At 74.0% G+C, this 12,622-nt stretch carries 9 protein-coding genes; 2 read left to right on the top strand and 7 right to left on the bottom strand.

The annotated features are described in order from the left end of the window. Positions 1-127: 127 nt before the first annotated feature. The 6 genes from glmM to truA all read right to left on the bottom strand — a co-directional run bounded on the left by glmM (position 128) and on the right by truA (position 7,350). Positions 128-1,504 (bottom strand): phosphoglucosamine mutase, encoded by a 1,377-nt coding sequence (gene glmM / locus JOD95_RS10690; RefSeq protein WP_209684914.1) that lies wholly within the window; start codon positions 1,502-1,504, stop codon positions 128-130. Between the two features lie 22 nt (positions 1,505-1,526). Continuing rightward, positions 1,527-2,012, bottom strand: coding sequence for a 30S ribosomal protein S9 (gene rpsI, locus JOD95_RS10685; protein WP_066656983.1), 486 nt, complete (start codon positions 2,010-2,012; stop codon positions 1,527-1,529). 36 nt (positions 2,013-2,048) lie between these two features. Continuing rightward, a complete protein-coding gene (gene rplM / locus JOD95_RS10680) occupies positions 2,049-2,495 on the bottom strand; it encodes a 50S ribosomal protein L13 (protein WP_022904636.1) in 447 nt (148 codons plus the stop codon). A 253-nt stretch (positions 2,496-2,748) separates the two neighbouring features. After that, a complete protein-coding gene (locus JOD95_RS10675; RefSeq protein ID WP_209684913.1) occupies positions 2,749-5,535 on the bottom strand; it encodes an ExeM/NucH family extracellular endonuclease in 2,787 nt (928 codons plus the stop codon). A gap of 139 nt (positions 5,536-5,674) precedes the next feature. Beyond that, positions 5,675-6,421, bottom strand: a complete 747-nt coding sequence (locus tag JOD95_RS10670) for an MBL fold metallo-hydrolase (protein WP_209684912.1) — start codon at positions 6,419-6,421, stop codon at positions 5,675-5,677. Then, a complete protein-coding gene (gene truA / locus JOD95_RS10665) occupies positions 6,418-7,350 on the bottom strand; it encodes a tRNA pseudouridine(38-40) synthase TruA (protein WP_251155201.1) in 933 nt (310 codons plus the stop codon). The genes JOD95_RS10670 and truA overlap by 4 nt, the downstream gene beginning before the upstream one ends. Before the next feature lie 165 nt (positions 7,351-7,515). Here truA and JOD95_RS10660 point away from each other — a divergent pair, with 165 nt between their 5' ends. Both JOD95_RS10660 and JOD95_RS10655 read left to right on the top strand, forming a co-directional pair. Next, a complete protein-coding gene (locus JOD95_RS10660; protein ID WP_209684911.1) occupies positions 7,516-8,523 on the top strand; it encodes an ATP-binding cassette domain-containing protein in 1,008 nt (335 codons plus the stop codon). Then, the gene (locus tag JOD95_RS10655; protein WP_209684910.1) at positions 8,520-9,356 is read left to right on the top strand and encodes an ABC transporter permease; all 837 of its coding nucleotides are present in this window, start codon (positions 8,520-8,522) and stop codon (positions 9,354-9,356) included. Before JOD95_RS10660 ends, JOD95_RS10655 begins: the two co-directional genes overlap by 4 nt. 42 nt (positions 9,357-9,398) lie before the next feature. Here JOD95_RS10655 and JOD95_RS10650 read toward each other — a convergent pair whose 3' ends face one another. Then, entirely contained in the window at positions 9,399-12,602 is a 3,204-nt protein-coding gene (locus tag JOD95_RS10650; RefSeq protein WP_209684909.1) for a BTAD domain-containing putative transcriptional regulator, read from the bottom strand. Positions 12,603-12,622 lie beyond the last annotated feature (20 nt).

The raw sequence follows: 12,622 nt of genomic DNA, 5'->3' as shown, positions 1-12,622 counted from the left end.
GCGGGCGCCCCCCCCCCCGCCGCCCCCCCCCCCCCCCCCCCCCCGCGCCCCCCCCCCCCCCCCCCCCCCCCCCCCCCCCCCCCGCTTCCGGTTGTTCCGACGACCCGGGACGTCGCGTGCGAGTGCCCTACGCGGCCGCGTCGATCGCCAGCCGGTCGCGCACGACGGCGGCCAGCTCCTCGGCGACCCGCTGGGCATCCTCCTGCGACGCCGCCTCGACCATCACGCGGACGACGGGCTCGGTGCCCGACGGGCGCAGCAGCACACGACCGGCGTCGCCGAGGGCCTCGGTCGCCGCGGCGATCGCGTCCTGCACGCCCTGGTCGTCCAGCCCGTGGCGGTCGACACCGCGCACGTTGAGGAGCACCTGCGGGAAGACGGTCATGCACGACGCGAGCTCCTGCAGGCTCTTGCCCGTGCGGGCCATCTCGGCCACCAGGTGCAGGCCCGTCAGCACGCCGTCGCCGGTGGTGGCGTAGTCGTTGAAGATGATGTGGCCGGACTGCTCGCCACCGAGCGAGAAGCCGCCCTCGTTCATCTTCTCGAGCACGTAGCGGTCGCCCACGCCGGTCTCGAGCACCGTGATGCCCGCGTCCGCCATGGCCCGCTTGAGCCCGAGGTTCGACATGACGGTCGCGACGAGCGTGTCGTCGGCGAGCCGGCCCCGCTCCTGGAGCGAGAGCGCCAGGATCGCCATGATCTGGTCGCCGTCGACGGCGTTGCCGGCGGCGTCCACCGCGAGGCAGCGGTCGGCGTCGCCGTCGTGCGCGATGCCCACGTCGGCGCCGTGCGCCAGCACGGCGGCGGCGAGGTTGTCGATGTGGGTCGAGCCCACACCGTCGTTGATGTTCATGCCGTCCGGGTCCGCGCCGATGAGCGTGACGCGAGCGCCGGCGTTGACGAAGACCTCGGGCGAGACGCCCGCGGCGGCACCGTTCGCGCAGTCGAGCACGACGTGCAGGCCGTCGAGCCGGTGCGGCAGCGTGCCGAGCAGGTGGACGACGTAGCGGTCCTCGGCGTCGGCGAAGCGGGTGATCCGGCCGACGTCGCCACCGGTGGGCGCCGGGGCGGACTGGTCGTGCATGGCCGCTTCGATGCGGTCCTCGACCTCGTCCGGCAGCTTGCGGCCGCCCGTGGCGAAGAACTTGATCCCGTTGTCGGGCGCGGGGTTGTGGGACGCGGAGATCATCACGCCGAAGTCGGCGTCGATGTCCGCGACGAGGAACGCCGCAGCGGGGGTGGGGATGACCCCGGCGTCGAGCACGTCGACACCGGCGGAGGCGAGACCGGCCGCGACCGCGGCACCCAGGAACTCACCGGAGACGCGCGGGTCGCGCGCCAGGACCGCGCGGGGGCGCGGTCGACCGGACGCCCGGCGGGCGTCCGCATGGTGTCCGTGTGTGAGCACGGCCGCGCTGGCCTGGGCGAGACCCAGAGCCAGCGCGGCCGTCAGCTCGCCGTTGGCGAGTCCACGAACACCGTCGGTACCGAACAGACGCGGCATTGCGATCGGGTTCGTCGCGCGACTAGCGCTTCGAGAACTGCGACGCCTTGCGGGCCTTCTTGAGACCGGCCTTCTTGCGCTCGATGACGCGGGCGTCACGGGTGAGGAAGCCGGCCTTCTTGAGGGTGGCGCGGTTGTTCTCGCGGTCGATCTCGTTCAGCGCACGCGCGATGGCGAGGCGGAGCGCACCGGCCTGACCCGAGGGGCCACCACCGGTGATGCGAGCGACGACGTCGTAGGCGCCGAGGAGCTCGAGCACCTTGAACGGGTCGTTGATCAGCTGCTGGTGCAGCTTGTTCGGGAAGTAGTCCTCGAGCGTGCGGCCGTTGACCGTGAACGAGCCGCCACCGGGGACGAGACGCACGCGGGCGATGGCCTCCTTGCGGCGCCCGACGGCACCGCCCGAGACGTTGAGGATCTGGCGGGGAGCGGCCTCCGAGGACGCCGGGGCGCTCTCGGTGGTGAAGCTCTCCGGGGTCTGGTCGAGGGAGTCAGCGATCTGAGCCATGAGTTTTATCAGTCCTTGAAGTCGTCGTGGCCGGAACTACTGTGCGACCTGGTCGAAGGTGTACGCCTTGGGCTGCTGCGCGGCGTGCGGGTGCTCTGCGCCGGCGTAGACCTTCAGCTTCTTGAGCTGCTCACGGCCGAGGGTGTTCTTCGGCAGCATGCCGCGGATCGCCTTCTCGACGGCGCGGGTCGGGTGCTTCTCGAGCATCTCCGGGTAGGAGGTCGCCGTGAGGCCGCCCGGGTAGCCCGAGTGACGGTAGTAGACCTTCTTCGCGAGCTTGGAGCCGGTGAGGGCGACCTTGTCCGCGTTGATGATGATGACGTAGTCACCCATGTCCATGTGCTGGGCGAAGGTGGCCTTGTGCTTGCCGCGCAGGAGCGCCGCGGCGTGGGTGGCGAGACGGCCGAGGACGACGTCGGTCGCGTCGATGACGATCCAGTCGTGCTGGACGTCTGCCGGCTTCGGGGAGAACGTACGAGTCACAGGAGTGCTGCTTTCGTGTCGAGGTGAGGAGTCCGTGAATCCCGCTCCGGTGGGTGTTCCGCGGGCGATGCTCGTGGAACTGCCCGGTGGAGGGCTCATCTGACTGTCCGGCGCACGGGGCGCACAGACCAAGGTGAGAGCCTACCCGACGCGGCTCGCCTTGTCGAACGGGGCCGTGACGGACGGGAGGCGCGGTGCCGTCCGACACCGCGCCTCCCGTCCGTCACCCGGTCACGTCCGGGCCGTGGTCACCTCAGCCGAACAGTCCACGCAGCCAGCCGAACACACCGAGCACGACACGGACGACGTCCGCGACGAACCCACCGTGACCGGGCCCGCCCGGCTTGCCGTCACCGTGGCCGGGCTTGCCCGGCTTCCCGTCACCGTGACCCGGCTTGCCCGGGTGGTCGCCGCCGTGACCCGGCTTGCCCGGCTTGCCCGGGTGGTCGCCGCCGTGGCCGGGTCCGCCGGGGGTCCCGCCGTTGCCCGGCGTGCCACCGTCACCCGGCGTCGGGGTCTCGTCCTCGGCCAGGTCGAAGCCGACCAGGATCGGGTCGTGGTCGCTCGCCCGGTACACGTCGTCGCGGTACAGGTCGGTGACGTTGTAGTCGTAGCGGCTGTACTCCAGGCCCACCGACTCGGTCGAGTTGATGTTCCAGATGTCCACGCCGGTCACGGCCTCGAGCGCCGCGGGTGAGGCCAGCACGTGGTCGAGCGAACCGCTCAGGCCGCTGAACACGTAGGAGTACTCGGTCGGGTCCTTCGCCGGCCCGAGGTCGGTGTAGCCGGCGTCGCGCAGGACGACCATCGGGTCCTCCTCGCTGTAGGCGTTGAAGTCGCCGAGCATGAACACCCTGTCGGTGCCGTACTTCTCCTGCTCGGTGGTCGAGAACGCGGCGAGCGCCGTCGCCTGTGCCACGCGGGACGCGTTCGAGGCACCCTGGCCGTCGCCCTGGTCGGCGTCCGCGCCCGAGCCGGAGCCCTTCGACTTGAAGTGGTTCGCGATCACCAGGAAGTCGTCGTCCGCGTCCCCGCCGACCGGGCGGAAGGCGTCCGCGACGGGCTGGCGGGCGTTCGCGAAGGCCGGGTCGTCGAGGATGGTCGACTCGCCGACGGGTGCGACGCGGTCCTGCTTGTAGATGAGGGCGAGGCGGATGACGTCCTCGCTCGCGGGCAGCACCGCCGGGGACGGCACGTACGCCCAGGTGTCCTGGCCGGTCGCCGCGTTCAGCGCGGAGACGAGCGTGCCGACGGCGGCGTCGCGGTCCTTGCCGAACCGTGCCGAGTTCTCGATCTCCTCGAGGGAGACCACGTCGGCACCGAGGGCGTTGATCGCCTTCACGATCTTCACCTGCTGGCGCTCGAGGTCGTCGGCGTTCGCGGCGCCACGGGCGTCGCAGCCACCGCGGACGGTCACGGGGTCGCCGTCGCGGTCGGTGTAGTACGTGCAGCCGGTGAGCTGGTCGCCCGTGGTCGGGAAGTAGTTGAGCACGTTGAACCCGGCGAGCTTGAGGTCCCCACCGACGTTCTCGGGTGCCGCGGTGCGGACCTGCGAGAACGACGCGGGCAGGTCTGCCGCGGGCGTCGCACCGGTGATCGGCGACGTCGGCTGGAACTTCCAGGTGTCGTTGCGGTAGTCGAGGACGACCGGCTCCGAGAAGGTCGCTGCGGCACCGACCGTGACCGGGCCCTGCGTGAGCCAGGACACCGGGACCGACTGGTTCGCGGCGCTGAGGAAGTTCGTGCTCGCGCCGTCGTCGAGGACCACCGTGCGTGCGGCGTTGTCGGCGGCGACCGCTGCGGCCTCGGCGCTGCCCGGGCGGGCGACCTCGGTCGGCTGGATCAGGCGCTTCGTCCCCGCGGCGAGCGCGATCTCGCCGTACTGGTTCGTCGTGTAGTTGTCGGCGACCGTGTAGTCGCCCTGCGGCGCGATCAGCATGCTCTCGAGCGACTCGCGCTGCGCGTCCGTGCGCGGCAGGGTCAGCGTGGCCGGGACCGGCTGCACGACGCCCGCGGCGGGGAGACCCTCGACGTCGGCGGTCGAGCCGACCTCGAGCTCGGTGAGGCCGTTGTACTCGGCGACCGTGCCCGTGAGGCGCACGGCGTCCCCGATGGCGACGCTGCCCGCGGTCGCGGCGGAGAACACGAACACGGCGTCCGACGCGGTGTGGGTGGCGAGGTCGACCGCCCCGCCCGTACCGGCGGTCTGGATCGTGTAGCCGTTCAGCCCACCCGTGGCGTAGACCGCGGTCACGACGCCCTCGGTGACGACGCGCTTCCCCACGTACGGCGACGCGGGACCCGTGCCCTGCAGCTGGGCGATCGTGACCGCTTCGGCAGGTGTGGTGGGGGTGCCCGGATCGGTGGGGGTGCCCGGGTCGGTCGGCGTCGTGCCGGACCCGCCGGAGTTCTCCGGGGTCACCGAGGAGCCCAGGGCGAAGTCCGCCGCGTTGGAGTCGGTGTCGACGGTGCCGTCGCGGTGCAGCGCGTCCGGCACGGAGTTCGCCGTCCCGGTCGGCGCGACGGCGGTCTCGAACGTGTTCGACGTGCCGTAGCCCACCAGGTCGACGACGCCGGGCGTCCCGGTGGTGACCGAGCCGACCGGCAGCGTGAGCGCCGTGGCCTGGTCGGACAGGACGAGCGTGCCGGTCGACCCGGACGGGTTGAGGCCGGTCACGGCGTCGGGGGTGGGCAGCGCCTGGCCGTTCGTCCCGTTCGAGCCCATCTGCACGAGGTACGACCCGTGTGCGGGGACGGTACCGCTGAGCTTGCCGACCGACGGCGTGCCGGTGTTCGCGGCGGCCCGGTACTGGATCGACCACCCGTCCACGGCGACGGCGGTGTCGGTCGGGTTCGCGATCTCGACGAACTTGTTCGTGAACGGCTGGTTCGCGCTGCCGCCCTTCAGGTACGCCTCGGCGATGACGAGGCCGGCGCCCGCGGGGTCCGCGACGGCGGTGGAGACGGAGACGAGCGGGGCGGCGACGAGCGTCGCTGCCACCGTGGCGCACAGCACGGTGCGCCGCAGGAGGTTGGGCATGCTGACCTTCGGCAGGAGGAGGGGGACTCCAGCACGCTAGCGACCTGCGGGGCCACTCAGGTTTCCGGCAGGTGAACGATCCGGTCCACCCCCGTCCGGGGTGCGCAGCGTGGCGACGGGACGGTGCCCGGCGGCGCGCTCAGCCGGCGACCGGCACCCACCCGCTGCCGACCCGGTGCACGGCCGGTCCGTGCCCGGGCAGCACGATCTCCGGGATCGGCAGCGCCCGTGCGGACTCGAGCGCCGTCGCCTGGTCCGCGGTGAAGAACGGCGTGATCATGCGTGGTCGCGGCTGCCACGACCCCGGAAGCGTGTCGTGGTGCGAGACGACCGCGTCCCCGGTGACGATGGCGTTCGCGGCCGGCAACAGGTACGCGGTCGAGCCGGCCGTGTGCCCGACGGCGGGGAACGGCGTCATCGCACGCCCCGCGAAGTCGTGCGCGGTGAAGGCCCGGGCAGTGGGGACGGTCACGGGACGCAGGGCGTCGGAACCGACGGCCCGCGCCAGCCAGCGGAACGTCCGCGGTGCGGCGAGACGCCCGCCGATCTCCGCCGGCCGGACCTGCTGCCGCTGCGGCCCGCGCACGTTGTCGAGCTCGTCGGCGTGCGCCAGGACCTGCACGTGCGGGTACCGCTCGAGGATCCCCGGGATGCCCCCGACGTGGTCGACGTGCCCGTGCGTGACGTAGATGCGTCGGAGGTCGCCGAGGTCGTGCCCCGCCCAGCGCACGGTGTCGAGGACGAGCGCGGTGTCCGCGGGGTAGCCGGCGTCGATCAGCGCGACGCCGTCCTCCTCGGCGAGCACGACCCAGTTCGAGACCGCCCCCTCGACGAACACCACACCGGGTGCCACGGAGACGACGGACCGGGGCCTGCGGGAGCTCATCCCCCGACGGTACCGGCGTCCGGCTCGTCGTCCGTCCGGCGCGCACGGGTCTGCGCCGCCCGGGCCGCGAGCTCGTCGTCCCCCGGGTAGCCCACCTCGGTGAGGGTCAGACCGGCCGCGGGTGCGACCTTGAACGCGCTCGTGCGCTGCTGCGCGACCCGCAGCTCCTCGAGGCGGTCCGGGCCGAAGCGGCCCTCCCCGACGGCGATGGTCGCCCCGACCATCGCCCGCACCATGGAGTGGCAGAACGCGTCGGCCTGGAGGCGCGCCACCAGCACGCCGTCCGGCTCGCGGTCCCAGCGGAACTCCTGCAGCGTCCGGATCGTGGTCGCGCCCTCGCGCGGCTTGCAGAAGGTCGCGAAGTCGTGCAGCCCGAGCAACGTCAGCGCACCGCGCTCCATCGCCGCCGGGTCGAGGCGCGTCGGGTGCCAGAGCGTGTGCCCGCGGCGACGTGGGTCGCGCGGGGCGTCGGCGTCCGCCACCCGGTACTCGTAGCGCCGCCAGAGCGGGGAGAACCGGGCGTCGAAGCCGTCCGGTGCGACCGACGCGCGCGTGACGACGACGTCGCCCGTCGCCCCGGCGAGACCGTTCACGCGCTTGACGAGTCCGTCGAGCGAGGTGCGCGGAGGGCCGTCCGGCGACGACCGCCGCGGACGGGTGAGCGCACCCCACTGCTCCGCGGTCAGGTCGACGTGGGCGACCTGCCCGGTGGCGTGCACCCCGGCGTCCGTCCGACCGGCGACCGTCAGCTGCGGCGGCGCGCCCCACCGGGTGAAGACCGTGGCGAGCGCGGACTCGAGCGCGCCCTGCACGGTCCGCAGGCCGGGCTGCCGGGCCCAGCCCGAGAAGGCGGCCCCGTCGTAGGCGACGTCCAGCCGCAGCCGCACGGCACCGCCGACACCGGCACCCGAGTCGTCCGTCCCTGCCACGGGAGCGAGCGTACCGGGGACGGGACGGGCCTCCCGTCCGGCCCCGCCGACGACGACCGCGCCCGCCCCGCTGACGGAGAGCGTCCGACCGTGTCAGCGCCACGTCAGTGCCGCGTGAGCGGCCGGCGGCACGATCGTCCCGACATCGACGAAAGGACCTGTGCGATGACCACCACACCACTCGCCGTCGAGGCGACCGGCCTCGTCAAGACGTTCGGCAGCAACCGTGCCGTGGACGGGGTCGACCTCCGCGTCGAGGCCGGCACGGTCTACGGCGTGCTCGGCCCGAACGGCGCCGGCAAGACGACCACCATCTCGATGCTCGCGACCCTGCTGCGGCCGGACGGCGGCGAGGCCCGCGTCTTCGGGCACGACGTCCGCCGCGAGCCGCAGACGGTCCGCTCCCTGATCGGGGTGACGGGGCAGTACGCGAGCGTCGACGAGGCGCTCAGCGCCACCGAGAACCTCGTCATCTTCGCCCGGTTGCTCGGGCTGTCCCGCACCGACGCGAAGCGCAAGGCGGTCGAGCTGCTCGAGCGCTTCGGGCTGTCCGAGGCGGCGTCGCGTCCGCTCAAGAAGTTCTCCGGGGGCATGCGCCGCCGGCTCGACCTGGCCGCGAGCCTCATCGCGCAGCCGCCGCTGATCTTCCTCGACGAGCCCACCACGGGGCTCGACCCGCGAACCCGGGCGCAGATGTGGGACACGATCCGCGAGCTCGTCGCGACCGGGTCGACCGTCCTGCTCACGACGCAGTACCTCGACGAGGCCGACCAGCTCGCCGACCGCATCGCCGTCATCGACCACGGACGTGTCGTGGCCGAGGGCACCGCGGACGAGCTGAAGTCCTCGGTCGGCACGGCCTCGCTGCAGCTCCGCCTGGCGGACGCGGATGCGGACGCCCTCGCGACCGCGGCGTCGCTCGTCGAGCGCGTGCTCGGCACCCCGGCGGTCGTCAGCCCGGAGGGCGCGCGGCTCACCGCCCCGATGACGGCGCCCGACCGGGTCACCGACCTGCTCGTGTCGTTCCGCGACGCGGGCGTCTCCCTCGCCGAGATGAGCGTGCAGAAGCCGACCCTCGACGAGGTCTTCCTCACCATCACCGGCTCGCCGACGTCCGCGGACGCCGACACCGACACCGAGTCCGAGCGCGCGCTCGAAGGGAGCCCCGCATGACCACCCTCGCCCCGACCCCCACCACCACGTCGTCGCCCCGCGTGACACCCCGACCCGGGATCGGCGGCACCGGCCCGGCCGCCACCGTCCGCCAGTCGTTCACGATGGCGTACCGCGGACTCGTGAAGATCCGCCGGACCCCCGAGCAGCTGTTCGACGTCACGCTCATGCCGATCGTCTTCACGGTGATGTTCACGTACATCTTCGGCGGCGCGATCTCCGGCGACGTCGGCAGCTACCTGCCCGTGATCATCCCCGGCATCCTCGTGCAGACGGCGATCACGTCGTCGGTCGTCACCGGCGTGCAGCTCCGCGAGGACATGGACAAGGGCGTGTTCGACCGGTTCCGGTCGCTCCCGATCGCCCGGATCGCCCCGCTCGCCGGGGCCCTGCTCGCCGACACCGTCCGCTACGCCATCGCGACGACGATCACGTTCGTGGTGGGCATCGTCATGGGGCTGCGCCCCGCCGGCGGACTCGGCGCCGTGCTCCTCGCGGCGCTGCTCGTCATCGTGGTGGCGTGGGCGATCAGCTGGGTCTTCGCGTACTTCGGGGTCATCGCCCGGACCGCGTCGAGCGTCTCCGGCATCGCGAACCTCGTGCTGTTCCCGCTGACGTTCCTGTCGAACGCCTTCGTCCCGACCGACACGCTGCCCGCCTGGCTGCGCTGGTTCACCGAGGTCAACCCGGTCTCGCACCTCATCACCGCGGTGCGCGACCTGGTGAACCACGGCGTGGTCGGCGGCGACCTCTGGCTGAGCCTGCTCGGCGCGGCCGTGGTCGTCGCGGTGTTCGCCCCGCTGACGGTCCGCGCGTACATGCGGAAGGCCTGACGGTCCGGGCGACCGTCCGGGGGAGGACGGCCCGAGCGCCGGTCAGCCGGGCAGGCGAGCGTCCTCGAGCACGCGCCGCACCCACGAGACGGCCTCGGTCCGGTCCCTGCCGGCCGCGGCCGTCTCGGCGTCGGCGAGCGCCGGCTCCCCCACGGCCTCGGCGAGCAGCGGTCGCAGCCGGGCGTGCGCGAGCACCGCGAAGTCCTGCCGCGAGCCGATCCGCGTGAGCGTGCCCCAGCATGCGGCAGCCGTGTCCGGACGTCCGGCGCGCGCGTACGCGATCGCGAGCCCGGCGAGGGCCGTCCCGATGACGGGCACGTCCCGGCGGGCCTGGCGGAGCCGCAGCTGCACGAGGGTGCCGACACGGATCCGGCGGGCGACCGCCAGTTCGGCTGCCGGGAGGCCCGGGGCCGCGCCGTCGGTCCGGCCCGCGCCCGCCTCGTCCACCGCCGCGATGCGTGCCGCCCCCGCCGTCAGCGCCCAGTGCGCGGCGGGTCCGCGACCGGGCTGCACGACGTCCCAGGCCGCGGCGTACGCCGCCGCGGCCCCGGCGAGGTCGCCCTCGTACCGCGCGCACTCGGCGGTGATCGCGACCGCGAGCACGGCGATCAGCCCGCGGTCGTCGAACCCGCCGCGGCCGCCGTCGGGCCGGTGCCGCAGGTCCGCTGCGACGGCACGTGCACGGTCGACGTCGCCGGTCGCGGCCGAGGCGAGACCGACGGTCCACCCGATCTCGTACAGGTCGTCCTCCGCCCCGAACAGCTCGAGGTCCTCCCGGGCGGTGACGGCGGCGGCGAGGGACTCCCGGTACCGCCCGGACTGCGCGAGCAGTTGGGTCAGCGTGACCGCGACGGTGCCCGTGGTCCAGGCCTCTCCGGTCGTCCGTGCCAGCTCCTCCGCACGCCGGATGTACCGCAGCGCCCCGGCCGGGTCGCCGTCGTTCTCGGCCAGCGGCGCGCTGAGCAGGTGGCCGAGCAGGGCGACCGCGGGCTCCCGGTGGGCACGCAGCCGTGCCAGCTCGGCGGAGCCCTGCTCGGGTCGCGGCAGGGCGAGCAGGAGCCCGGCGAGCGCGTCGACGACCGGGTCCTCGGCACGCCCGGAGCGGTGCAGCTCCCGGAGTCCGCTGATCGCCCGGGCGGTGGTGCGGAGGTCGGTGAACACCGCGGTCGCACCGCACATCACGAGGCCGATCACCGTCGCGGTGCGGTCGGCCGGCGCCGGCACGCGCGACCGCAGCGCCGCGACGACGTCGGGTGCGGTCGCGGCGACCTCGCGGTGCAGCCCGCGGAGCGTCCAGTACCCGCCGAGCGCCGCGAAGACGTGCGCCACCGTCGGCACGTCGTCGGCGCGGATCGCCCAGCGCAGCAGGGTGACGAGCGTGTCGGCCTCGCGGCGGACCTCGGCGAACGCGACGAGCTGCGCCGGACCCCGCAGTGCGAACAGGTTGCGCGCTGCCGACAGCTCCCGGCCCCACGCGGTCATGGCCGCCCGCACAGCCTCGGTGGTGCCCCGCGCCGCCAGGCGTGCGGCGCCGAACTCGCGCACGGTCTCGAGCAGTCGGTAGCGGACCGGCTCCCCCTCGACCTCGACGAGCTGCACGAGGGACTGTTCCACCAGGTCGGCGAGGTCGTCGAGCGCGTCCCACCGCCGTCCGGGCTCCGCCACCGACTCGACGGCCTCGACCGCGACACCGTCGGGGAACAGTGCGAGGCGGGTCAGGAGGTCCTGGGCGCCCTCGTCGAGGAGCCGCCAGCTCCACTCGATGACGGCGAGCAGGGTGCGGTGCCGTTCGGGAGCGCTCCGGTCACCACCGCGCAGCAGGGCGAAGCGGTCGTCGAGCCGCCGTTCGACCTCGTCGACCGACATCCCCCGGATGCGGGCGGCGGCGAGCTCGATGGCGAGCGGCGACCCGTCGAGTCGGGTGCAGATCCTGCGCACCGCGTCCACGGGCAGCACCGCACCGGGCCGAGCGGCACGGGCGCGTTCGGTGAACAGCCGGACCGCCGCGCCGTCGGCCTCGACCGGCAGCGGTCCGAGGGGTGCGACGACCTCGCCCGCGATGGCGAGCGGCGCCCGGGACGTCGTGAGCACCCGCAGGCCGGGCACGGCGGCGAGCAGGTCGGCCGTGCAGCGGGCCACGGCCTGCAGCAGGTGCTCGCAGTTGTCGAGCACGAGCACCGTCGGTCCGTCGTCGAGGGCACGCACCACCCGGCCCCACAGGTCGGTGACGACCGCGTCCTGCAGCATGCGCGCCGTCCGGACCTCGGCGATCCCGAGCAGTGCGCCGAGGGCAGGCAGCAGGTCCTCGCCGTCGTCGATCGGTGCGAGCTCGCAGACGACGACGCCCGTGGTCGGGGGCAGCGCGGCGGCGACGGCCTGCGCCAGGCGCGTCTTGCCGAGTCCGCCCGGGCCGAGCACCGTGACCAGGCGGTGCTCGTCGAGCGACCGGGACACCGTCGCGACGTCGTCCTGCCGCCCGACGAGCTCGTTCGGCGCGACCCGGAGCCCGGTCCGCCGGACCGGGTGGTCGGTCGCGGACGCCGACCGGCGCAGGAGCTCGGCGTTCAGCCGCACGAGCTCCGCGGACGGGTCGGCCCCGAGTCCGTCCGCCAGCCGTCCGCGGTGCGCGGCGAACACCGCGAGTGCCTCCGGGGTCCGCCCGTCGACGTCGAGGGCGCGCATCGCTCCGCCGACCGCCGTGTCGTCGAAGGGCGCCGCGTCGACCTCGGCGAGCCAGGTGGTCGCAGCGGCGGCGGCGTCGCCGTCCTCGAGCAGCAGGACGGCGAGCCGCCGACGCAGGGCGTGCTCGACCGCGGCCGCGCGGTCGGCGAGCGCCGAGCCCAGGTCCCCGTCGACGTCCGCACCCGGTGCACCCCGCCACCGGCCGAGCGCTGCCCGCACCGCTGCGGTGTCGGGTGCGTGCACGGCCCGCTCCGCGGCGACGAGGTCGACGTCCGCCGGGTCGCCACCGAGCGCGTACCCCGTGCTGGTCGACACGACGAGACCGTCCGCCGTCGTCCGGCGCAGTCGGGAGACCAGGGTCTGCAGGGCCGCCCGGGCGCCCTTCGGCCGGTCCGCACCCCAGAGCTCGTCGATCAGTGCCTCGGTGCCGAGTGCACGGCCGGGTGCGAGCACCAGCGCCGTCAGGAACGACCGCGCGAGTGCACCGGGAACGGCGACCTCGGCGCCGTCCGGGCCCGCCACCGTCACCGGTCCGAGGACGGCGACACGGGACGCGACGGGCACGACCCGATCCTAGTTCCGGC

It is taken from the genome of Curtobacterium sp. 1310 (genome assembly GCF_017834105.1).
GTDB lineage: Bacteria > Actinomycetota > Actinomycetes > Actinomycetales > Microbacteriaceae > Curtobacterium.
Note: the sequence above shows the minus strand (reverse complement) of the source record. Positions and strands in the feature narration are given on the sequence as shown.

Coding starts and splice junctions, on each gene's coding strand:
- JOD95_RS10675 (WP_209684913.1), bottom strand. CDS start 5,535: ATGCCCAACCTCCTGCGGCGCACCGTGCTGTGCGCCACGGTGGCAGCG.
- JOD95_RS10670 (WP_209684912.1), bottom strand. CDS start 6,421: ATGAGCTCCCGCAGGCCCCGGTCCGTCGTCTCCGTGGCACCCGGTGTG.
- JOD95_RS10655 (WP_209684910.1), top strand. CDS start 8,520: ATGACCACCCTCGCCCCGACCCCCACCACCACGTCGTCGCCCCGCGTG.
- glmM (WP_209684914.1), bottom strand. CDS start 1,504: ATGCCGCGTCTGTTCGGTACCGACGGTGTTCGTGGACTCGCCAACGGC.
- rpsI (WP_066656983.1), bottom strand. CDS start 2,012: ATGGCTCAGATCGCTGACTCCCTCGACCAGACCCCGGAGAGCTTCACC.
- JOD95_RS10660 (WP_209684911.1), top strand. CDS start 7,516: ATGACCACCACACCACTCGCCGTCGAGGCGACCGGCCTCGTCAAGACG.